This is a genomic window from Lihuaxuella thermophila (assembly GCF_900110165.1).
Classification (GTDB): domain Bacteria; phylum Bacillota; class Bacilli; order Thermoactinomycetales; family Thermoactinomycetaceae; genus Lihuaxuella; species Lihuaxuella thermophila.
On sequence record NZ_FOCQ01000016.1, the window covers coordinates 46320 to 68597 of the forward strand.

Genomic DNA, 22278 nt, shown 5'->3' on the forward strand with positions numbered 1-22278 from the left:
ATGCTTATGTCCTAACGCCCATAGTATTGTTCTGCTGGCAAAATATTATTCAGTTTCCATATACATAAAAAAGCAGGGCATGGTTGCCCTGCTTTCCGATGGTTCATTTATTTCTCGGCCGGCTTCGGTGCCGGCAAGAAAGATTTGAATTGAAGTTCTTTTTGCACCATCTCTTCGAAAATCTCTTGCTGCTTGTCCATTTTCAACTGATCCGGAGCCTGATCATAGCTTTTTTTGTTGCGTTCGACCACTTTGAGAATGTGGTAGCCGTAATCTGTTTTCACCGGGTCGCTGATTTTCCCGATCGGAAGCGTTTTGGCGGCATTGGCAAACTCGGGAACAAACATTTCCGGCGGCCCTTCCACTAAACCGCCTTGGTCCTTCGAGCCGGGGTCATCCGAATACTCTTTGGCCAGTTTGGCAAAGTCTCCGCCCGCATCCAGTTTTTTCTTGACTTCTTCGGCCCGTTTTTTGGCCTCGGCATCCGTGCGCTTGGGTTTGTCATTCCCGACGCCGATGAGAATGTGGTTGACTTTTACGTTGTCATATTGCAGCTTTTTTAAGCGTTCCTCATAATAAGCCTGGATTTTGTGGTCCCGGATGATAAATTCACGCAATTCATCCTTGGTGAAACCTTTTCCTTTGATCGCTTCTTCAATGGATTGCGGCCCCTTCTGCCCGTCTGCCGCCTGTCCGCTTTTCAATTGGCTTTCGAGCTGTTTCAGTGTTTCATCCGCTTTTTTCTCATATTCCCCGTCGGGTACAACGCTTGCAATATAAAGCTGTCCGGCAAAATCCTTCGCCAGCTGGGCTTTGATTTCATTCTGTTTTCCTTTCAGGCTGGGATCGGTAAACATCATCGCAAACTGGGGCTGAAAGAAACTGAACACATTGATGTAACGATTGAGCTCTCCTTCGGTGATCTTCCCGCCCTTAAATTCGGCCACCACTTTTTTGCTGGTCGTGCTGAGCGGTTTGAACTGTGTCGGTTGGGTCGTTTGCTGTGCCTGTTTTTGCTCTTGTTTTTCGGCTGTACCGCAACCGGTCAATACCATAGAGCTTGCCAGAAATATGGTTAACGCTCCGATCACGAGCCGCTTATTCCACACCTGCATTTTGAATTTCTCCTTTCCGTTTTGGAACCATTTCATATTTTACTAGAAACTGTTCAACCATTTCCAGGGCGGCCCGCGAAGACATCCCTTTGATCTTGAAGGCGATTCCGATCCGCTGCCCGGAGGAGAGACGTATTTTTCCGGGGAACTCCTGCGCGAGTTTGAACAGTTTGGACCCGTCAATTTTTTCGTTTTGTTCGGGATGAAGCTTTAAGGAGATCTCATCTCCTTTTTGCTCAATGGTTTCCACTCCGTACATCAGCGCATAGGCACGGATTCTGGCGACCCGCAACAAGTTTTGCACAGGTTCCGGCAGATCGCCGAAGCGGTCCTCAATCTCTTCTTCCAGATCCATGACTTCCTGCAGGGTGGTAACCGCCCGGATTTTCTTGTACAGCTCGATCTTTTGTTTTTCATCGCGAATGTACTCCGATGGCAAATAGGCGTCCACGCTGAGTTCAATTTGCGGTTCAGCCGGCTGTTCCTGCGGCTTTTTGCCCTGCAGTTCCGCCACCGCTTCTTTCAACATCTGACTGTACAGTTCAAATCCGACCGAAGCGATGTGCCCGTGCTGTTCCGCTCCGAGAATATTTCCGGCTCCGCGAATGGCCAGGTCCCGCATGGCGATCTTAAATCCGGAACCCAGCTCCGTGAATTCTTTGATCGCCTGAAGCCGTTTCTCGGCGGTCTCGGACAGCACTTTATCCCGCTGATAAGTAAAATAAGCATAAGCGATGCGGTTGGATCGACCAACACGCCCCCGGAGCTGATACAACTGGGACAAACCCATCTTATCTGCATCGTAAATAATCAGAGTATTGACGTTGGGGATATCGACGCCTGTCTCAATGATGGTCGTGCTGACCAGGACATCATACTCCCCGTCCAGAAAGTCCAACATGACTTTTTCCAACTCGGTTTCCGCCATTTGTCCGTGTGCGACGGCCACCCGCGCATCGGGAACCAGCATGCGGATCTGGTCGGCCATCTGTTCAATGTTGTGCACCTGGTTATACAGAAAATACACCTGTCCGCCCCGGGCCAGTTCCCGTTCAATCGCCTCACGCACCAGGGCTCCCGAGTACTCCAATACATAAGTTTGCACAGGGAAGCGGTTTTCCGGAGGCGTTTCGATCACGGACAGATCGCGGACGCCCATCATCGCCATGTGCAGAGTGCGGGGAATCGGCGTAGCCGTCAGCGTGAGTACATCAATATTGTGCTTGATCTGCTTGATCTTTTCTTTGTGTTTCACCCCGAAGCGTTGCTCTTCGTCGATGATCAACAGCCCCAAATCCTTAAACACAATGTCTTTGGACAACAGACGGTGCGTTCCAATCACGATATCAACGGTCCCGTTTTTGAGTCCTTCGATGGTCTCCTTCTGTTCTTTGCGCGACCGGAAACGGCTCAGCACACGGATCTGCACCGGATACCCCGAAAAACGCTCCCGGAATGTTTCATAATGCTGCTGTGCCAGAATGGTGGTCGGAACCAGAACAGCTACCTGTTTTCCATCCATCGTCGCTTTAAACGCTGCCCGGATCGCTACCTCAGTTTTTCCGTATCCGACATCCCCGCACAACAGGCGGTCCATCGGCCGTCCCTGTTCCATATCGGTTTTGATTTCCTCGATGGAGCGCAATTGGTCCGGCGTTTCCTCATAAGGGAACATCGCTTCAAACTCTTTTTGGTAAGGGGTGTCCTTCGAAAAGGCATATCCTTTGGCCTGCTGGCGCTTGGCATACAGTTCGATCAGATCTTTCGCGATATCCTGGACGGAAGAGCGAACCTTATTCTTCACTTTGCTCCATTCGCTGCCGCCCAGGCTGTACACTTTCGGCGTCCGTTCCTCACTGCCGACGTATTTTTGCACCTGTTCGATCTGCTCGACGGGAACATACAGCTTGTCATTGCCGGCATATTGGATATGCAGATAATCTTTGTGCAAACCGCCGACATTCAGCGTTTCTATGCCCACATAGCGGCCGATTCCGTGATTCACATGGACAACATAATCACCCGGTTTCAATTCCTGGTAATCTTTAATCTTTTCCGCGTGATCCAATTTCACGTTTCTCCGGGTGCGTCGTTGTTTCTGGGTGAACACTTCTCCCTCGGTGACCACGGCCAGGCGGATCCCGCTCATTTCAAAGCCGTTTTGCAACGCGCCTACACGTACAATCGGCCGTCCCGGCAACGGGGGATGATTGGAACGGTCATGGATCACCTCCATTCCGTAGTCAGCCAGCACCCGTTCCAGCCGCTCCAGGCGGTCCGGGCTGCTCGCGGCAAAAATGACGCGGTAATTGGATTTCACCCAGCGGTCCCACTCGCCTTTGAGCACATGCATCTGGCCGTGAAACTGCTGCATGCTCCGGCACATCATTTGAATGATGTTCTGCGGCTGGATTCCCGGAACCTGCCTCATAAACAAAGACAGATAGATTCGCTGGTACTCATTTTTCAAAATCAGCTCTTCATAAGAGAGGGAGATTTTGAGTCGCGGCAAAAATTCCCCTTGGGAAAGGAGGGCCGTTTGCCATTCTCCTTCTTCCCGCTCCATGTGTTTCGCACTTTCCATAATGCGGGTGGGTTCATCCAAAACCATCACGCAATCTTTTGGCAAGTAATCAAGCAAACTCTCGCAATCCGGATAGATTTGCTCGATATATTTATAGATCCCCGTGAAAAGCGTTCCGGATTTTAATTGTTCAATATCAAATCCGATCGATTCGGTCAGCTTCTGTTTGAGCGCTGAATCTTTCACTGTGGCCAGCCGCTGTTCAAGAAGTTTTTCCACTCTTTCTCCTGCCTGGTACAAGAACTCCCTGGAAGCGAAGAGTTCCCTTGCCGGCGGGATGATCACCCGTTCCCACTTGTCGATCGAGCGTTGATCAGACACAGAGAACGGACGGATCGAATCCACTTCGTCATCAAACCACTCAATCCGTACGGGTTGCGCAAAATTGGCGGGATAAACGTCGACAATTCCGCCGCGAACACTGAACTCTCCCGGTTTTTCCACCATATCCACCCGTTCGTACCCGGTTTTGACCAGCCGGTCAATCAAAGGGTCTAAGGGCTGTTCTTCCCCTACTTGGAGAGAGATATGGTTTAGCTTAAAAACTCTCTTAGGGGGAAATAGTTTTCTCAGCCCGGCGAACGGAACGATCATCACGCCGGAAAAACCTTGAGACAACCGTGATAATACCTCAATGCGCTCTCCCAGCGTTTCATGTCCGGCCAAAGCGATTTCCGTTGTTACCAGCTCGTTGGCCGGATAAAGAAGCACTTCTTCTTTGGGGAGGAATTCTTGTAAATCCTCAGCGGCTTTTTGCGCCTGATTGAGATTGTGGGTAACCAGGAGGATGGGACGCTTCACTTCGTGGTACAAAGCGGTTAAATACAACATGCGGGCGGTTCCCGTCAACCCGGCCACCAGTTGTTCCTTCAGATTTCTTTTCAGTCCCGCTGCGGTCGACTGAAAATCACTGTCCTGCCTCATGATATGGATCAACGGCTCCAACACATGTTCCTCCTCTTAATCTTCGTCCATCTATATCAAACTCCATGTACTTCCATCTCAAAACGGGTTCTCTTTCCCGCTTCGCCAAAATATAAAAGAAGCCTCAGCTTCGGGCAGCCAAGGCCATTTTCATTATAGTCAGAAAAAACAGCATTATAAGGGAAGATGACTCCTCATAGCTGAAGCCAGGGCTTATTGCCTACATATATAGGATGCTCCTTCATCAGTGGAACAGATAAGGGTACAGGGAGAGATCAGGATTGTTGTCAAGCATTTCCTGACATGATTCGCACACGACGCGGACCCGGGTGTTTCCATTCGCGTCACTCGTTATTATATCTTTCCGCTCTTCAGGGGTCAACTGATCAAAACCCAGATCCTGATCAGTCAAGCCATCTCCTTCCAACTTGCCGAGGAAAGCATTGCAGTAACGACAGATGTAGTCAATTGCCATCCAAGCGCCTCCTACAATAGACAAAGGTTTCTTGATCTAGTATCGCCGGATGGCAAAAATTCATTCACGATAGAAAAGATTTTTTAGCCTCTCCTGTATTCGTCAAAAAATTCCTGTTATTAGTTTAATCCTTTTTGCTTGTGAATATGACAGGGACTCCACAACACTTTCCAATCGTCGTCATATTAAAAATCATCGCGAATTATATACATTCATTGCTTCGCGGAAGTCGGACTTCACCCAGCGTTCAATCGCCTCAGCGGCTCGCCTGACCGCTTCTGCAATCACTTCTTCTTCCTCTTTCCTGAACGGAGACAGCACATAATCCGGGACGGGCATCCCGCCATCAGGACGACCGATGCCAATTTTGATGCGTTTAAATTCTTCGGTTCCCAGATGCTGAATGATCGATTTCATCCCGTTGTGCCCGCCGGAGCTGCCTTTGAAGCGGAGCCGGATTTTTCCCGGCGGCAAATCCAGATCATCGTAGACGACACAAAGATCTTCCATGTCTGCTTTCAACCAATCGACGGCAGGGCGGACGGATTCCCCGGACAAATTCATATAAGTGAGCGGTTTGAGCAAGATGACTTTCTCTCCCCCTACCATTCCTTCCCCGACTTCTGCTTTCCATTTTTCTTTTTGAATCGGGATCCCCCACATACGGCTCAGTTCATCCATCACCCAGAATCCGATGTTGTGCCGGGTCAGCGCATACTTCGCCCCCGGATTTCCCAAACCGACGATGATTTTCATTCATAAGCCTCCGTTTCATCAAAACAAAGGCGCAACAGATGGTTGCGCCCTGGCAGTTATTCTTCTTTTTCTTCGTCTGCCGCTTCCGCCTCTGCCGGTTCCCCGCCTTCTTTGGCGGCTTGTGGCGGGATCACTGAGGCGACCACGGTATCCCCGTCGGACAACAGCTCTACTCCTGCCGGCAATGCAATGTTTCCCAAGGTGACCGAATCCCCGATCTCCAACTGGCTGATATCCAAGGTCAGCTCTGCCGGGATCTGGTCCGGAAGGCAGCGGATCAACGCAGAGCGGGCGGTTTGCTGCAAAACCCCTCCTGCTTTGACTCCGTTCGCTTCTCCGACAAGATGTACGGGGACTTCCGTTTCCACAGGTTTATTCCTCTCTACTTTGAGAAAATCTATATGCAGGATATTGGCTTTAACCGGGTCTCTTTGCACCTCACGGATCATCACATGATGGACTTGGTCATCCACTTTGATGTCCATAACCCCGGGGCCTTCCCCCGTATGTTTGCGAAACTCTTTTCCATCCAGATGGATTTCAAGAGCTTCTGTCCCGTTCCCATAGATGACGGCGGGAACACGCCCCTCTTTTCGTAAACGGTTTAATGCAGCTCGGTTCTTTTGTTCGCGTTTTTCAGCGGAAATGCTAGCTACCACTCTTCAATCCCCCTTCTCTAATGATCACCCTAAGAAGGTTTATATCCTTTTTTTGGGGGATTAAAACCTCACCGGCTGAAAAACATCAGTCGAACAGTTTGCTGACCGATTGTTCATTGTGAACGCGAATGATCGCTTCCCCGATGAGCGAGGCGACCGACAGCACTTTGATTTTATCCAGCCGCTTGTTTTCGGGCAGCGGAATGGTATCGGTGACGACCATTTCCTTGATGTTGGACTGGCGAATGCGGTCGATGGCCGGGCCGGAGAAGACCGGATGCGTGCAACAAGCATAAACCGCTTTCGCTCCCTGCTCCTGGAGGGCATTCGCGGCAAGGGTGATCGTTCCTGCCGTATCGATGATGTCATCGATGATGATCGCTGTTTGGCCCCTTACATCCCCAACAATATTCATCACTTCAGCCACATTGGGTTCCGGCCTTCTCTTATCGATAATGGCGATCGGCGCATCCAGCCGCTCTGCGAGACGGCGGGCGCGAATCACTCCCCCGTGGTCGGGAGAAACCACTACGACATCGGACAAACCTTTGTTCTTAAAATATTCCGCCAAGATGGGAATTCCGATGAGGTGGTCGACGGGAATATTGAAAAATCCTTGGATCTGCATCGCATGAAGATCCATGGTGATCACACGGTCCGCTCCCGCCGTTTCAATAAGGTTGGCGACCAATTTGGCCGTAATCGGATCCCGCGCGCGGGCTTTTCGATCTTGACGGGCATATCCATAGTACGGGATGACGACATTGATTGTGCCGGCAGATGCCCGTTTCAAAGCATCCACCATGACTAGCAGCTCCATGAGGTGCTGATTGACCGGGTCACATGTGGACTGGATCACGTATACATCAGACCCGCGCACACTCTCATTTAGTTTGACATGGATTTCTCCATCGCTGAACTTTCCTACCTGGGCATCGCCCAGAGGAATGCCGATATGCTCACAGATACTCTTGGCCAGGGATGGATTGGAATTACAGCTGAACACTTGTAGACGGGAATTAGACATGGGAATACGTTCCTCCACCTATTTCCAATTACTTGGATAGTTTTTTCATCAATTTTTCCACATAATCCGGTTTGGTCGTTTGCCGCTCTCTGGCAATGGCAAATGCATTTTCCGGAACATCCTGGTTAATGGTTGAACCCGCTGCCACATAGCCGCCTTTTTTGACACTGACAGGAGCGATCAGGTTCACATTGCAGCCGATAAATGCGCCGTCTTCAATAATGGTTTTATGCTTATTTTTGCCATCGTAGTTAACGGTTACAGCACCGCAGCCGATGTTTACATGTTCACCCACTTCGGCATCTCCCACATAAGCCAGGTGAGATACTTTGGAACCTTTGCCTAAACGGGTTTTTTTCAAGTCTACAAAGCAACCCACTTTGGTTTCCTCGCCGAGATGTGTTCCCGGGCGAATGTATGCATAAGGGCCAATCGAAGCGTTTTGATCCACTTGACTGGAATCGATGACCGCATACTTAATTTTGGCATGGTCAGCTACCACCACGTCCGTTAAATCCGCTTGCGGCCCGATGTGGCAACCGGCACCGATCTTCGTTTTCCCTCTTAAGAAAGTTCCCGGTTCAATCACGGTATCCGGGCCAATCGTGACATCCGCTTCAATATAGGTATTGGACGGATCCACAATGCTTACGCCATTCAGCATATGGGTTTGCAAAATGCGCCGGCGCATGATCGCTTCCGCTTCCGCCAGTTGCAAGCGATCATTGACACCCATGGCCTCATCGGAATCGGAGATGACTTCCGCGCTGATCCGCTCCCCTTGTTCCCTCAGGATGGAAATCACATCCGGCAAGTAATATTCGCCCTGCGCATTATCGTTATTGACAAGGGATAAAGCAGAGAAAAGTTTTTGATTATCAAAACAAAAAGTTCCGGTATTCACTTCGTTGATTTTCAATTCTTCCGCTGTGGCATCTTTATGCTCCACAATGCGGTCCACACTTCCGTCGGTACGCCGGACGATCCTGCCGTAGCCGGAAGGGTTCTCCAAGCGGGCGGTAAGCACTGTCGCCGCGGCTTGGGACCGCTGATGCTCCTCAATCAGTTTGGACAGCGTTTCACTCGTGAAGAGGGGATGATCTCCATTTAAAACCAGCGTGATACCTGTTTCGTTCTCAAGAAGCGGCTTGGCTTGCATGACGGCATGTGCGGTTCCCAATTGCTCTTTTTGCTCGACAAACCGGACTTTGTCCCCCAGATACTCTTTAATCGATTCGGCTTGGTGTCCCACAACCAAAATCGTTTTTGCCGTGTTGAGTTCGGATAATTGCCCGATGATGTGATCAATGATCGGTTTTCCGCAGACAGGGTGCAAAACTTTATGTTTTTGCGATTTCATCCTGGTCCCTTTGCCCGCTGCAAGCACAATCGCATAAAGTCGTTGCATGACGAAGCGCCCCCGTTTCCTTGCTAACTTCCTACCTGAATATATCCCAAAGTATGTTTGATTGCAACCAAGGGGGGTCAGAACTTATTGCCAACAAAAAAGAACCCTGAATAAGGGTTCCTGTTTGCTCTTTCGGGGCGGTTACGTATCCATGGCCGCTTTTTCCGCCGTGACATGCGCGGTTCCGTTTTCCTCTGTTCTGTGATACACTTCCAACACTGCTGCTTCGATCTTTTCACGGCTGACAGGGGAGATCGGATGGGCGATGTCGCGAAATTCACCATCCGGAGTGCGCTTGCTCGGCATGGCAACGAACATTCCATTATTCCCGTCAATGACACGAATATCATGAACCACAAATTCACTATCAATCGTAATTGATGCGATGGCTCGCATACGACCTTCCTTGTTTACCTTGCGCAGGCGAACATCAGTAATCTCCAACGGAATCCACCACCTATTTCCAATGATGACTTGAGAAATACTATTCGAGATGGCGGAACCAATTCCTGCTAATTTTGGAGATCGGTTTACACTTTTTTTCAATTGTTATTTTTTCTTCGCGATGACTTCCATTTCTATCAGGACATCTTTGGGCAACCGGGCGACTTCCACACAGGAGCGGGCCGGCTGATGGTCCTTGAAATACTCGCCGTAAATGGCGTTGATTTGCTGGAACTGATTCATATCTTTGATAAAAAGAGTGGTTTTTACAACATGATCCAGATCGCTGCCCGCCGCTTCCAAAATGGCGCGCACATTTTGCAAGACCTGATGGGTCTGTTTTTCAATATCCGCTTCCACCAGTTCACCCTGTGGGGTGAGGGGGATCTGCCCGGAGGTAAAGATCATGTCCCCGACTTGGATCGCTTGCGAATAAGGCCCGATCGCTTGCGGCGCATTTTTTGTTTCAATTTTTAACATCCTTCCATTCCCCTTCCCTTGTAAACAGATTTCCTAACTCCACATGAATTTTCCGCTCTTTCACATCCACTTCGGTGACAGCCGCCAACGAAACGTAGGATTCGACCAAACGCTGTTCGGCTGCCGATTCCACCATGACTCCCACTCCCACGACTTCGGCGTTAAATTCATGAAGCAAATCCATCATGCCGCGAATCGTGCCGCCAGCCTTCATAAAATCATCGATGATCAGTACCCTTGATCCTTCTGCCAGGCTCCGTTTGGACAAAGAGAGCTGCCTCATCTGCCTGCCCGAACCGGAAATGGTATTCACGGTTACCACCGAACCCTCCGTGACACGGTAGCCGTAACGTGCGATCACCACAGGCGCCCTTAAATAAGATGCAGCGGCATAGGCAAGCGGAATCCCTTTGGTTTCCACCGTCATGATCGCATCTATTTTTTTCCCGGCAAATACAGTGGCAAAAATCCGCCCGATCTCGGAGAGAAGAGTCGCATCGCCCAGCAGGTCCGACAGATATAAAAAGCCTCCGGGCAAAATCCGGTCCGGATTTGACAATTGTTCACACAACACCTTGAGTACATCCAAAGCCCGCTGCCGGTCGATTTTTGGAATATATCGCACACCGCCCGCAGCTCCTGCAACCGTCTCCAACTCTCCGCTTCCGCCGCTTTGGAACACTTCATGGATAATGGCCAAATCTTCGCTGATCGAAGACTTGGCCGAATTATACCGCTCAGCAAATGCGGTCAAAGGGATTAAGCGGTAAGGTTCTGACAGGAGTTGCCGGGTCATATCCACTAACCTCGAACTCCGCTTCCACTTATCCATCGAGTACCTCCGAAAAACCGAATATCATGACCGAAATATATCATTTTGTACGGATTTGATCAAGAACTCCCTGATACCGCACACCGAGCATCCGAACGGCAAACACCTGCCCGCAAAAACCTTTGAGACCGTTTACCAGCCGTTTGGCACGGGCTTCTTTCTTCACCAGGCCGAAGACCGTGGGGCCGCTGCCGGACATCAGGACACCGTCTGCCCCAAACTGCAACATTTTTTCTTTTATTTTACGAACTTCCGGGTGCATCTCCATCGTCACAGGCTCCAAAACATTGCCCAAATGTTTATTGATTTCCTCATAATCCCGGTTTTGGATCGCCTCGATCATCGCTTCAGTCGACGGATGCTTTTCGATTTGGTCCACCTGCAGCCGCCCGAATACATCCGCAGTGGAAACGCCGTGCCCCGGCTTGGCCAACACCACCCAACAAGGAGGCGGAGGCGGCAGAGGAGTTAAAATTTCTCCGCGCCCTCTGGCGACAGCTGTCCCCGCATGCACGCAAAACGGGACATCCGACCCGATTTCCGCTCCGATCTCCGCCAGCTGATCATCGGACAACCCGAGATTCCACAAACGATTCAATCCGCGCAAGGTAGCGGCTGCATCACTGCTCCCCCCGGCCAAACCTGCGGCGACGGGAATATGCTTGTGAATGTATATGTGCACGCCATCCTTGACACCCAATTTTTCCTTGAGAAGTGCAGCCGCCCGGTAAGCGAGGTTGCGCTCGTCCTGAGGCACGAGTCCTGAACTGCTCTCGAGCGTGATGGAAGAATGAGAAGTATGAATGAGATCAATCCGGTCAGCCAGGTCCACAGTGGTCATGACCATCTCCAACTCATGATAGCCATCCGGTCGTTTATGTAAAACATCCAAGGTTAAATTGATTTTGGCAGGTGCTTTTTCCGATATGTACAATCACAGTTCCCCCTATCTGCACCTTCTGTTTAAAAGATATCCACGTTTCCCATTCCCTTCTGAAATCAGAGAGCTTCTCTTATTTTATCATGTTCCGGCTTGAATTAAACTATCTGGTCAAATGCGGACCCTTTGACAAAAAAAGCTGAGAGGAATCTCCTCTCAGCTTACCCTGCCGGTCTTGAAACCTGCTATCGACCCCCCATCCTTTCTTCTGCAATCTGGATGGCGCGTTTGACCATATTACCTGCGTCACGGGCTTTAATCCCGCCCCAGCCTTCTCGTTTTACGACATCGTAAAAACCAAGCTCCTTGGCCAACTCGATCTTAAAGGATTCCGACATGACACCTCTGCGTGCCATTTTTCCGCCTCCTTTGTCTCAAGCAGTCAAGGCAGGGTATGAGTAGTATGGTCTATTCCGCAAAATCTATGTAAGCGCTACCAAACACCCTGAAAAAATAGAACACAACAGGTGTGTTCTTATTGCGGAGTTTTTACATATTTGACCGGAACCTGTTGATTGTCGCCGTCCAAAATGGTCAGTTCCACCGATTCCGTCAAAACATCCGCATAACTGTATGAAACGCGATTAAATGCGTGTTGATCCTCATCCAGCTTGACAACAAAAACGGATGGATATATCTCTTCTAGAATACCCGTTCGTTCAATGGTCTTGCGGCGTCCGCTATTGGCTTTCAAGCGAATCTTGTGCCCAATGTAACCTTCCAAGGTTAGCTTAATTTCAGATAGCGCGTTTTTGCCCATGTTTATCGACCACCTCACTTGTAGAAGATTATACTACAAATGGGTGTCAGAGTCAAATGCAGTATTATAGCAGGGGGACAACCCCTTTGTCAATGGGGTTTCTGCTTATTCATTTGGTAAACCGGTCGGCGACAGCGCTGGCCGCGTACGATTCCGGTTTAATTTTCGCGGTATAGCCAACAGAGGTAACCCAACCGACAACTTCCTGAATCAACTTCCGCGTTTCCCCTTGCTGGCCGACATCGAGATGGATTTCCATCGGGATGTTAACGGAAAAGTCGAAGAAGCCGTTTTTCTTCAGCAGCTCCACACACTGCAGGCTGTACTCCGTCTCACGGTAGATCCGATAACGCAAATCCCTCATCGCGCGATGACTTTTCTTCATGTAAAAAAAGATGGCCCCTTTACCGATCCGTTGGATAATGATGGCAGTCACAAACAGGGTTTCGCGCTCCCGGGTCTGCGAATCGGTTCCGATGACAACTTTGTATTCTGCCTTCTTGTCTTGTCCGATATAGGACTGAATCTCGGCGATCATTTCCTCCATACTGCATCGGCCTTTGCGCGGATGGAAAAAGTTCACGAAAGTGACCTCCAAGGTGAAAGAGTCTTGAGATTTTTCGCCGCTTCTTAGGACTGGGTATCCTTCGAGTCGATGACTTGTGTTAAGGCAGCAAATTCTTGAATGTCGAGTGTTTCTCCGCGTCGTTTGGGATCAATTCCTGCTTCATGCAGCCATTTTTCAACCTCGTCTTTGCGACGGGAGGAAAACAAGTTGGCATGAAGAGTGTTTAAGAGCGTTTTCCGCCGCTGGGCAAATGCGGCCCGAACCACTTTAAAAAACAGCCTCTCATTGGAAACATAAACCGCAGGTTGATCACGCAGGGTTAACCGCGTTACGGCAGAGTCTACCTGGGGTCTCGGTACGAATACGTGGCTGGGCACGCGCGCGACTTCCTCAGCCATGGCAAAATACTTGACCAGCACCGTGAGCGAGCTGTAGTCTTTGGTCCCGGGTGAAGCCGTTAAACGGTCCGCGACTTCTTTTTGGATCATGATGACGATGTTCTTCAAGGGCAAACGTTCACTCAATAACCGGACGATAATGGGAGAAGTCACATAATAAGGGAGATTGGCAACCACATGAATGGTGTCCACATCTTGAAAATGGTCCCGGAGGAAGGTTCGCAAATCGATCTCGGTTGCATCCCCGTGAATGATCTTCACATGCGGCCGGGAAGCGAATAACTCTTCCAGCACGGGAATGAGCCGCTGATCGATCTCGATGGCCACTACTTTCCGCGCCTCATTTGCCAGGCGTTCGGTGAGAGCCCCGATCCCCGGACCAATTTCCAGCACACCCGAGCGCTCAGTCAGTTCGGCGGCACGAATGATTTTGTCTAATACATGGCTGTCTGTCAGAAAGTTTTGCCCCAAACTTTTCTTCAGAACAATGGCGTGCTCAGATAACAGCTCCCGAGTCCGCGCCGAGATCGGTTTATTATTCATCTGTCGCATCCTTTCTCACCCGTTCGATCGCCCGGTACAATTCCTCTTTGCCGATACGGAGCACCTGGAGCCTGCGGTAAAATTGCTTGGCATTGCCGTATCCGATTCCCAGCTCGTCGGCTACCTTTTGGCGAAACCATCCGGAGTCGCTCTGTCCGGCAAATCCCAAATGAAGGTAGTCCTCCCAGCTGATCGGCGGATCGCACGGGATTTCCCCGCCTTCCGTACGAACCCCGAACAGTGCTTGTACAATTGCTTCGGGCGAAGCGTGTTCGATGCCGATTTTATGCTTGGATTTTGCTTTATCCTGTGGTAAGAAAGCATGTTTAACACCGGGAACCTCCTCTGAAATGATCCGGCGGATTCTTTCTCCGGCATAGTCAGGGTCGGTGAAAACGATCACGCCCCTTTTTGCTTGGGCCCTTCTGATTTCGGCAAGTACGCGGTCCCCGATGGCCGATCCCCTCGTCTCAATGGTATCGGCAATGACGGCCCGCCGGACCGCCACGGTGTCATTTCGACCTTCTACTACTATGATCTCTTTAATCGTCGGAATTGACAATGGACGAAAACCTCTTTCTCTTGCAGTTAAAGCCTGTTTCTTTGTGTCCTCTCAAATCAAGTGGTTCCTGTCATCGGGCTCCTGAGTCGCCCCCGATACAGGCCTCATCTTCCGGATTGTGCCGGCGTCGCAAAACTATGGAGCAGCACAAGCATTTATTGCTATTTTATGTTAACACCTCCAATTTAAACAACCTCTTTGCATTTTCTGCGGTCGTTTTAGCCAGGTCTTCCAGCGTGGTTCCCCTGATCTCAGCGATGGTTTCCGCTACCAAACGGACATAGCCCGTCTCATTTCTCTTGCCACGGTAAGGGTGAGGGGCCAGATAAGGGCAGTCCGTTTCTAAGAGCAGCCGGTCTTCGGGTACATGTGCGGCGATTTCCTTGGGCAGCTTTGCATTCTTAAAGGTGACGGGTCCGCCGAGGCCGATCATGAAATTAAGTTTCAAACACTCTTCCATGATCCGCAGATCCCCCCCGAAACAGTGCATGACACCCCCCACTTCTTCGGCATGTTCTTCTTTGAGAATGCGCACCACATCTTCATGCGCATCCCGGTCATGAATGATGATAGGAAGGCCGGTCTCTTTTGCAATGGCGATTTGTTTGCGGAATACCTCCGCCTGTTTGTCTCTCGGCGAGTTGTCCCAATAATAATCCAATCCCATTTCCCCGAGAGCCACCACTTTGGGGTGGCTGGTCAAAGAGCGAATCCACTTCAGATCCTCGTCGGTACACTTTGCGGCATCATGGGGATGCCATCCGACAGAGGAGTAAATAAAATCATATTTCTCGGCCAGTTCCAGGGAAGTGAGAATCGTTTCCCGGTTATATCCGACATTTAGGATCGCACTCACTCCGAACTCATCTCTGGCTCTTCGGATCACTTCTTCACGATCTCCGTCGAATTGCTTGTCGTTGAGATGTGCATGACTGTCAAACAACATAGGAATGACCCCCGATGATTTCCTTGTTTACTAAAAGGATAAAACATCAAATTTATGTAAGGGCAACACGATGACCTCCGCCCGTCCGACAATTTCATCGATCTTGACCGGCCCGATCTGCCGGCTGTCCTTGCTGTTGTTGCGATTATCCCCGAGAACGTACAGATATCCTTCAGGAATCTGTTTTTGTTCATATGTCTCCTTGTTCATCGGGCCATTGACATACGGTTCGTACAAGGGCTTTCCATTCCGGTATACTTTTCCGTTTTTGATCAAAATCCGGTCTCCGGGAAGACCGATGACTCGCTTGATGAAATCCCGCTCTTCCTCGGTATGGAAAACGACGATATCGCCGTAGTCCGGCTTCTTTACCTTGTAGATCCATTTATTCACGATGAGCAGCTCGTCCCCATGCAGTGTCGGGTACATGGAAGTTCCGTGTACTTCATACGGGGCAAACAAAAAAGACCGAATCACGATCGCGATGATAAGCGCAGATAGAATGGCGACCAGCCATTCAGCGGACGAGCTCTTCTTTTCTGCCATGCTTCTTAGCCCTCCCGTTCATTTTCCTACCCTTTTTAAAACCATTCAACGCACCAGATTCCTCGATATTCCCGAAAAAGTGAAGCCTCCCCCGCAAGGGGATACCCCGGTTGTGGCAAGGGTATCTTCCCAAGCAAGGGGAGAACTTCTATTTGACCCGCGTACCATTGGGAATATCCCCGGAAACGGTTGCTAATACCAGCCGGCCGTTTTCCGATGCGGCCAAGATCATGCCTTCTGATTTTTCTCCGCGAAGCTTCACCGGTTTCAGATTGGCGACACAGATCACTTTTTGTCCAACCAGTTCTTCCGGGCGGTAATACTCGGCGATCCCGGAAACCACTTGTCTTTTCTCCGTTCCTAAATCCAGTTGCAACTTCAGGAGACGGTTGGCATTTTTGACCGGAGCCGCTTCCAGGATTTCCGCCACACGCAGATCGGTTTGGAAAAATTCATCGATGGAGATATACCCTTCTTGCTCAGAAACTTTTTTCTCCTCTTCCACCGGTTTGGTCACCGTACCTCGCATCATTCCCAGAATCGCCTCCACTTCTTCTTTTATATCTAAACGCGGGAACAGCGGATTTCCTTTCGACGTTTGGATACCGGCAGGCAAAACGCCAAACCGCTCAACGCTTTCCCAGCTTGTCAGCTCACCCTCGCCAATCCCCAGTTGTTCCCACATTTTTTTCGGGGTTTGGGTCATAAACGGTTGAATCAGAACGCTGACGATACGCAGCACTTCAAGCAGGTGATAGAGCACTGATCCGAGAGCCCGATGTTTGTCCGGATCTTTGGCCAGGTTCCACGGCTGGGTATGTTCAATGTAGCGATTGCCCGCGCGTACCAGTTCCCAAATGGCCGTTAAAGCGATGGAGAACTGTAACTCTTCCATTGCCTCCTCGACACGCTTTACGGTATCTTTAGCCAGCTGCTCGAGTTCCCGGTCATGCGCGGTTGCATTCGGGACGTATTCAGGGACAACACCTTGATGATATTTTTGCACCATGGTGAGGGTCCGATGCAGCAGATTGCCCAGGTCGTTGGCCAGATCCGCATTCACCCGCTCCACGAACGCCTCCGGTGTAAAGACGCCGTCTGCACCGAACGGAACTTCCCGGAGAAGATAATAGCGCAGGGCATCCAATCCGTAACGATCAATGAGCGGCACCGGGTCGACCACGTTCCCCTTCGATTTGGACATTTTGCCGTCTTTCATCAGCAGCCAGCCGTGGCCAAAAACCTTTTTCGGCAGAGGCAGGTCCAATGCCATTAAAAAGATCGGCCAGTAAATCGTATGAAAGCGCACGATTTCCTTTCCGACGAGATGAACATCCGCCGGCCAGTATTTCGCAAAGAGTTCGGATGATTCCCCCTCCTCCGCCAGATATCCGAGCGCAGAGATATAGTTGGTCAATGCGTCCAACCATACATACACCACATGTTCGGGATCCCCCGGCACTTGGATTCCCCAGTCAAAGGTCGTCCGGGAGACGCTCAAATCTTCCAGGCCCGGTTTGATGAAGTTTTGAATCATCTCATTTTTGCGGGACTCCGGCTGGATGAAGCCGGGGTTTTCCTCATAATACGCGAGCAGCCGGTCCACATATTTGCTCATGCGGAAGAAATAGCTTTTCTCTTTAATCTTTTCAACCGGGCGGCCGCAATCCGGGCAATTTCCTTCGTTCAACTGCCGCTCCGTAAAAAAGGATTCACAAGGGACACAATACCAGCCTTCATACTCTCCCAGATAGATATCTCCTTGATCGAGCAAACGTTTGAAGACTTTTTGCACCACTTTCTTGTGGCGGTCCTCGGTGGTCCGAATGAAATCATCATAGGAAATATCCAGTTTACTCCAGAGTTCTTTGATTCCTTTAACAATGTCATCGACAAATTCCTGCGGTTGTTTGCCGGCTGCCTGGGCCCTTTTTTGAATCTTTTGCCCATGTTCGTCCGTTCCGGTCAGATATCTGACATCATAGCCTCTCAGGCGTTTATATCTGGCCATGGCATCACCGGCGATCGTCGTGTACGCATGGCCGATATGCAGTTTATCGCTGGGATAGTAGATGGGTGTGGTAATGTAATAGGTTTGATTTCCACCCACTGCATCAACACTCCTTTCTATAATAAAAAATCCCGCCCATGTTTGGGGCGAGACAGGGATCACGCGGTACCACCCAATTTCAGCATAATCCAGAGAGGATTATGCCCTCTTCAAACTTCCCGGTAACGCTGGTGTGCGTCTTTTCCTACTCCGCTTCCGGAAGAAGCCTTTCAGAAAAAAGCCTCCAGGGCCATGTTCATCAGGCGTTTCTATGCTGGCTTTCACCTGACCCAGCTCTCTGGTGATAGAACCGGCTGACTACTCATCCCTGTCATCGACCTTTGGTATCATCTGTATCTTCTTTCCTCTGATTGCTCTTATATTATACAACACTTGTTAACAAGTGGAAAGGCGCGCCTGCACCCTTTTGCCATCAGTTTAACCTTTTCTGCCGGAATCCAACCCGCGCATGGATGAATCTCATCTCCGCCTGAGGAACGATTCCGCTTAAGTCTTCGGAAACACATTTTCCCAGAAAACGGTTATGACCGCTTGACACAACCTCGAATGAAAAGCCGTTCCCGGAGAACATGGCTGAGCTACCCGGAACACAGAAACATTCTTACTGTACAGATCACATCCCTCGGGAAACGCTCATGGACTTCTGAACATAAACCGGGAATAAAGGTGGATCTGTTTGAAGGCCGCTCCGAAATCTTTTTTACGACTCCGTTCCGATGCAGTGGCAGAGTCACTCGTCGCAAAAAAGATTTCTCCGCTGTTTCTGCTTATGAAAATTGACAAAGAAAAGGGTCCCATGACAACTTGACCCAATATCGGGTGAGAGCCCGCTCCGGAACTTGTTTTCCGTCTTCGCTCCGATGCAGTGGCAGAGTCGCTCCGCCGGAAAACAACTTCCTCCGCTCCATCGTGTCTATTTTGCACAGAAAACATTCTGACTGGTTGATACAATCAATCATGAGATGCAAAATCGTGCAGGGAGGCCGTGATTGGACGAAGTGCCTTTGAGGCCGTACCCAGCGGAGGGCCGGAGCGCGTCCAGTTTTACCTTCTTCGCCGGCCTCAAGAGCACGGAGACCAACACGGCCGACCGCCCGGAAGCATAACCACAAAAACACTCTTTGAAGCACACTTTCCCAGAAGACGATCATGACGACTGAACACTAACCTGGAATGAAGGTAGATTTGTTTTTAAGCCCGCTCCGGAACTAGTTCCCCTCTCCGCCCCGATGCACAATCTCGGATATTTGGTTGTATTGGAAGATTAGAGCCGTTTTCCTAAAAGATTAGAATCAAGACCCATCCGTCAACACTTATCATAACGGGTAGCAAAAGGCGTCTCCACTTTTTTGAGCCGGCCTTCTCCCGCCAGCCGATCCAATTCCTGTTTCAGCCGGGTCACGTCCCACTGACAGCCGCATTCGCGGTTGACATGTGCAACTGTCTGCACCAAATCCGTATCAAACAAGGGCAATAGTCCGGAGATCGTCTTGAGCATTTTTTCATCCCGTTCACCGGCCATCTGCTTTAATTCGTCAAACGGGTTGGCCAGATGCGGGCTTCTCGTGTAGGCGCAGCGGATGCGTATAAAAATGGTCCGTCCGAACACGGCAGAGGAAACAAACGTATCCCCCGAACGGAGATAGGGCAATCTTTTTCCTTCTTCCGCAGTTAAATCGGTTTCTTCCCTTAATGTGGCAATATCCGTGCCGCGAACGGTGCGAAACACAAATTTCGTGTTCAACTGTGCGGTAATCGTTTCATCCAGCAAAGTGGGACGTTGCGTGGCCAAAAAGAGAAAAACGCCGTATTTTCTTCCTTCCTGGGCGATTTCTTTCAAAATCGATTTTGCCGGTGAATCGACCGCTTTCGGCGCAAAGTTGTGCGCTTCATCGGTCACGATCACAAACGGCGGGAAAAATCGCCCCTCTTCCCCGTTCATGCGGGCATCTTTGTATTCGCGCCGCTTGCGGTAGAGAGCACCGATCACATAAGTGGCAAATACCTGTAAAATCCAGGTGCTTCCTTGTACGACAACCAGTTTCCCTTGTTCCATTCCCCGTTCAATCGCGCGGATATCGTGGTGGAACAAGCCTGCTTTTTCCAGCCGGTTGAGTCGCCAATGAATTCCTTTGACGGAGGAAAGGGGAAGGGATCCATATTCATCCAGGAGACGCAGCATATCATTCACCCTGGCCGCATCGGTGGGGGTCAGGTCCGGCTTGTTCAGTTGGCGTTTCAACCCTTCTTTTCCTTCTTCCATCGCCTGGATCAAATTATTTAACCTGTCGCTGAAAGAAGTAAATGAGTCTTTTCGACGATGCAGCGTCTGCACCACATTGGCCATCGAATCGGTCAGATGCCCTCCGGACGCACCCAACAGTTCCGTAATATCCCGCGTCGTTAAGTCGGAAAAGGAAATACCTACATGCTGGCCGATCTGAACAGAGATAAACCGTTCCGCAAAGGATGGCCCACGGTCTGCCAGTTCCGGCACCCGTTCGCTAAAATCCATTTCAAAGTGAGGGTCAAAAACAAGTGTCGGAATCCGGAGCTTCATGAGTTCTTCCAACATCACCCGGAGGCCGAAAGATTTACCGGAACCGGATCCTCCAAAGATGCCTACATGGGGATATTGCTGCATCGCTTTCACATCAAACACAAACGGAACCCCCTGTTGCCGGCGCAAATCCCCTTGCTCCATGAGGACGACTTGATCCCTTAAATCCTCGCTGAGGGATTCGGCCAGCGATTCCGTTCCGCGGATCTCCCCGAGAAGCATCCCTTCATCTGGCGCCGTTGTAACCAGCAGATCCCGAACTTCTTCAAAATCGGGCAAACGCACGGAACATCCCGTCCCGATCGGGTGAGGTGCTTCTTCATAGAGGCGAACTTTGGCCAGATTGATCTCATCCGAGCCGATATCGTAACCGATTTGCTGCAAAGCCTGAATCACCTGGGAATCGACCAGCGACTTATCTGTTCCCATCGGAATCAAGCGGTTATACGACATCGTCTCCACCACTTCACCGCGCGGAAAGTTGAGCGCAGGATCTTCCACCACCAAAATTTCATTGATACGAAACTTGCGCTCGCGGGATGCAACATAAACTTCCTGCTGGGTCGTAATTCCTACCACCTGCATGGGTTCTCCTCCTCTTAAATCACGCGTTCGCTTCTTTTCGGGATCAGTAACCGATGCCGCAATTCCGGATCGATATATTGATCGACCATCATTTGAACCAGTCCGTCCGTCACACGAACCTGGTTGTCTACAATATCCAGCCAGAAAGGAATGCCTCTTCCTTGTTCGGGTGTCAGACTGTATACCAATCGAAGCAGGTCCAAGCGCACTTCATATTGCGATGCGAGACCATCTACCCCGATCGGTTGCGGGTGATTGGATGGGCGAAACACCATTTTCCACATCCCGCTTCCGGACGGACTCCAGCCCTGCCACTCGAAAGCCTCGCCTACCCTGAGCACACCGTAGAGCAGATCCCGGTCCGACCAGACAGGGTATTCCGGGAAGAGTTCACGTGCCAGTCCCCGCGTTCCGATCTCTTCCGAGACCCCGATCAACAAACTTTCATTTCTTTCGGCTGTTTGGGCAACCCCCTTCCACTTATTGGGGTTTTCAATGTGAAAATGCAATAGAGACCCGTCCAACATGACCACTCCGGGAGCCCACTCGGCGATTGCCTGTTCCGCTACTTCCATTTCCAAATGCGATAAGATAGCTCCTCTTTTTCTCGCTTCTCTCGCCTCTTGCCCCTCTTCCGGCTCCCCATCTCCTTCAAGGAGCGGAGTATACACTTCGGCCGCCCATTTTTCCTCCCCTTGCGTTCCCTTGGCCAGAGCCTGAAACACAGACAGGGTCCTCATCTGTGTCCCCCGGATCGAATTAACGGACCCGTCCACTCCGACTAATGTTTGCCCCTTCAACCACTCTTTGAGTTTACCCTCTTCCCACTTTTCGATCTGGTAAAAAGTACCTACCTGCTCCAGCTTTTCACGAATGCGCTGTTCATTAAAGGCGGACGCGGGATAGGCAGCCTTCAGGGACGTGTTTACTTTTTTCAGCTTTTCTTTCAACTCTTCCGAGACCGGTAACATGACCATCCTCCTACACAGTTACTCATCGAGGCGAAGGATTTTATAGAAAAAATAACCGAATCGCTAGAATAGGCAACTTAATCCTTAACATTATAAAGAAATTTCCTATTAAACTCCTCTAATT

The 22278-nt window shown here is 50.3% G+C and carries 21 protein-coding genes and 1 other annotated feature; all 21 genes read right to left on the reverse strand.

Features of this window, described 5'->3' with window-relative positions:
* Positions 1-107 precede the first annotated feature (107 nt).
* The 21 genes from BMW55_RS16010 to BMW55_RS16110 all read right to left on the reverse strand — a co-directional run bounded on the left by BMW55_RS16010 (position 108) and on the right by BMW55_RS16110 (position 22154).
* Complete coding sequence (locus tag BMW55_RS16010; protein ID WP_170839979.1) at positions 108-1115, reverse strand: peptidylprolyl isomerase; 1008 nt, start codon at positions 1113-1115, stop codon at positions 108-110.
* A complete protein-coding gene (gene mfd / locus BMW55_RS16015; protein ID WP_170839980.1) occupies positions 1099-4644 on the reverse strand; it encodes a transcription-repair coupling factor in 3546 nt (1181 codons plus the stop codon). The genes BMW55_RS16010 and mfd overlap by 17 nt, the downstream gene beginning before the upstream one ends.
* Before the next feature lie 223 nt (positions 4645-4867).
* Positions 4868-5098 carry an anti-sigma-F factor Fin family protein gene (locus BMW55_RS16020; protein WP_089971788.1) on the reverse strand — a complete coding sequence of 77 codons (231 nt, stop codon included), beginning with the start codon at positions 5096-5098 and terminating at the stop codon, positions 4868-4870.
* 192 nt (positions 5099-5290) lie between these two features.
* A complete protein-coding gene (pth, locus tag BMW55_RS16025) occupies positions 5291-5854 on the reverse strand; it encodes an aminoacyl-tRNA hydrolase (protein ID WP_089971792.1) in 564 nt (187 codons plus the stop codon).
* Positions 5855-5910: 56 nt separating this feature from the next.
* Entirely contained in the window at positions 5911-6513 is a 603-nt protein-coding gene (locus tag BMW55_RS16030) for a 50S ribosomal protein L25/general stress protein Ctc (protein WP_089971795.1), read from the reverse strand.
* Positions 6514-6598: 85 nt separating this feature from the next.
* On the reverse strand, positions 6599-7540 hold the full coding sequence (locus BMW55_RS16035) for a ribose-phosphate diphosphokinase (protein WP_089971799.1): 942 nt from the start codon (positions 7538-7540) through the stop codon (positions 6599-6601).
* Between the two features lie 28 nt (positions 7541-7568).
* The gene (glmU, locus tag BMW55_RS16040; protein WP_089971802.1) at positions 7569-8948 is read right to left on the reverse strand and encodes a bifunctional UDP-N-acetylglucosamine diphosphorylase/glucosamine-1-phosphate N-acetyltransferase GlmU; all 1380 of its coding nucleotides are present in this window, start codon (positions 8946-8948) and stop codon (positions 7569-7571) included.
* Between the two features lie 141 nt (positions 8949-9089).
* On the reverse strand, positions 9090-9392 hold the full coding sequence (gene spoVG / locus BMW55_RS16045; RefSeq protein ID WP_089971805.1) for a septation regulator SpoVG: 303 nt from the start codon (positions 9390-9392) through the stop codon (positions 9090-9092).
* A 105-nt stretch (positions 9393-9497) separates the two neighbouring features.
* Entirely contained in the window at positions 9498-9872 is a 375-nt protein-coding gene (locus BMW55_RS16050) for a RidA family protein (protein WP_089971809.1), read from the reverse strand.
* Positions 9859-10704 (reverse strand): pur operon repressor, encoded by an 846-nt coding sequence (purR, locus tag BMW55_RS16055; protein ID WP_089971812.1) that lies wholly within the window; start codon positions 10702-10704, stop codon positions 9859-9861. Before purR ends, BMW55_RS16050 begins: the two co-directional genes overlap by 14 nt.
* 40 nt (positions 10705-10744) lie before the next feature.
* On the reverse strand, positions 10745-11638 hold the full coding sequence (ispE, locus tag BMW55_RS16060) for a 4-(cytidine 5'-diphospho)-2-C-methyl-D-erythritol kinase (protein ID WP_089971816.1): 894 nt from the start codon (positions 11636-11638) through the stop codon (positions 10745-10747).
* A gap of 191 nt (positions 11639-11829) precedes the next feature.
* Entirely contained in the window at positions 11830-12000 is a 171-nt protein-coding gene (locus BMW55_RS16065; protein WP_089971819.1) for a small, acid-soluble spore protein, alpha/beta type, read from the reverse strand.
* A gap of 119 nt (positions 12001-12119) precedes the next feature.
* Entirely contained in the window at positions 12120-12404 is a 285-nt protein-coding gene (gene veg / locus BMW55_RS16070; RefSeq protein ID WP_089971823.1) for a biofilm formation stimulator Veg, read from the reverse strand.
* Positions 12405-12513: 109 nt separating this feature from the next.
* Positions 12514-12987, reverse strand: coding sequence for a ribonuclease H-like YkuK family protein (locus tag BMW55_RS16075; RefSeq protein ID WP_089971827.1), 474 nt, complete (start codon positions 12985-12987; stop codon positions 12514-12516).
* 47 nt (positions 12988-13034) lie between these two features.
* On the reverse strand, positions 13035-13913 hold the full coding sequence (gene rsmA / locus BMW55_RS16080; RefSeq protein ID WP_244527600.1) for a 16S rRNA (adenine(1518)-N(6)/adenine(1519)-N(6))-dimethyltransferase RsmA: 879 nt from the start codon (positions 13911-13913) through the stop codon (positions 13035-13037).
* Entirely contained in the window at positions 13906-14475 is a 570-nt protein-coding gene (rnmV, locus tag BMW55_RS16085; RefSeq protein WP_089971835.1) for a ribonuclease M5, read from the reverse strand. Before rnmV ends, rsmA begins: the two co-directional genes overlap by 8 nt.
* Positions 14476-14641: 166 nt before the next feature.
* A complete protein-coding gene (locus BMW55_RS16090; RefSeq protein WP_089971839.1) occupies positions 14642-15421 on the reverse strand; it encodes a TatD family hydrolase in 780 nt (259 codons plus the stop codon).
* A 30-nt stretch (positions 15422-15451) separates the two neighbouring features.
* Positions 15452-15967, reverse strand: a complete 516-nt coding sequence (lepB, locus tag BMW55_RS16095; protein WP_089971843.1) for a signal peptidase I — start codon at positions 15965-15967, stop codon at positions 15452-15454.
* 148 nt (positions 15968-16115) lie between these two features.
* Complete coding sequence (metG, locus tag BMW55_RS16100) at positions 16116-18098, reverse strand: methionine--tRNA ligase (RefSeq protein WP_089971902.1); 1983 nt, start codon at positions 18096-18098, stop codon at positions 16116-16118.
* A gap of 19 nt (positions 18099-18117) precedes the next feature.
* Positions 18118-18361, reverse strand: a binding site (T-box leader).
* Between the two features lie 983 nt (positions 18362-19344).
* Entirely contained in the window at positions 19345-21183 is a 1839-nt protein-coding gene (locus BMW55_RS16105; RefSeq protein WP_089971847.1) for an ATP-binding protein, read from the reverse strand.
* Positions 21184-21197: 14 nt separating this feature from the next.
* A complete protein-coding gene (locus BMW55_RS16110; protein WP_089971851.1) occupies positions 21198-22154 on the reverse strand; it encodes a DNA double-strand break repair nuclease NurA in 957 nt (318 codons plus the stop codon).
* Positions 22155-22278 lie beyond the last annotated feature (124 nt).

What these genes read in the sequence shown, in the direction of transcription:
- BMW55_RS16010 (WP_170839979.1), bottom strand. Translation starts at nt 1,115, where the DNA reads ATGCAGGTGTGGAATAAGCGGCTCGTGATCGGAGCGTTAACCATATTT.
- BMW55_RS16020 (WP_089971788.1), bottom strand. Translation starts at nt 5,098, where the DNA reads ATGGCAATTGACTACATCTGTCGTTACTGCAATGCTTTCCTCGGCAAG.
- pth (WP_089971792.1), bottom strand. Translation starts at nt 5,854, where the DNA reads ATGAAAATCATCGTCGGTTTGGGAAATCCGGGGGCGAAGTATGCGCTG.
- BMW55_RS16035 (WP_089971799.1), bottom strand. Translation starts at nt 7,540, where the DNA reads ATGTCTAATTCCCGTCTACAAGTGTTCAGCTGTAATTCCAATCCATCC.
- glmU (WP_089971802.1), bottom strand. Translation starts at nt 8,948, where the DNA reads ATGCAACGACTTTATGCGATTGTGCTTGCAGCGGGCAAAGGGACCAGG.
- BMW55_RS16050 (WP_089971809.1), bottom strand. Translation starts at nt 9,872, where the DNA reads ATGTTAAAAATTGAAACAAAAAATGCGCCGCAAGCGATCGGGCCTTAT.
- purR (WP_089971812.1), bottom strand. Translation starts at nt 10,704, where the DNA reads ATGGATAAGTGGAAGCGGAGTTCGAGGTTAGTGGATATGACCCGGCAA.
- BMW55_RS16065 (WP_089971819.1), bottom strand. Translation starts at nt 12,000, where the DNA reads ATGGCACGCAGAGGTGTCATGTCGGAATCCTTTAAGATCGAGTTGGCC.
- veg (WP_089971823.1), bottom strand. Translation starts at nt 12,404, where the DNA reads ATGGGCAAAAACGCGCTATCTGAAATTAAGCTAACCTTGGAAGGTTAC.
- rsmA (WP_244527600.1), bottom strand. Translation starts at nt 13,913, where the DNA reads ATGAATAATAAACCGATCTCGGCGCGGACTCGGGAGCTGTTATCTGAG.
- BMW55_RS16090 (WP_089971839.1), bottom strand. Translation starts at nt 15,421, where the DNA reads ATGTTGTTTGACAGTCATGCACATCTCAACGACAAGCAATTCGACGGA.
- lepB (WP_089971843.1), bottom strand. Translation starts at nt 15,967, where the DNA reads ATGGCAGAAAAGAAGAGCTCGTCCGCTGAATGGCTGGTCGCCATTCTA.
- BMW55_RS16105 (WP_089971847.1), bottom strand. Translation starts at nt 21,183, where the DNA reads ATGCAGGTGGTAGGAATTACGACCCAGCAGGAAGTTTATGTTGCATCC.
- BMW55_RS16110 (WP_089971851.1), bottom strand. Translation starts at nt 22,154, where the DNA reads ATGTTACCGGTCTCGGAAGAGTTGAAAGAAAAGCTGAAAAAAGTAAAC.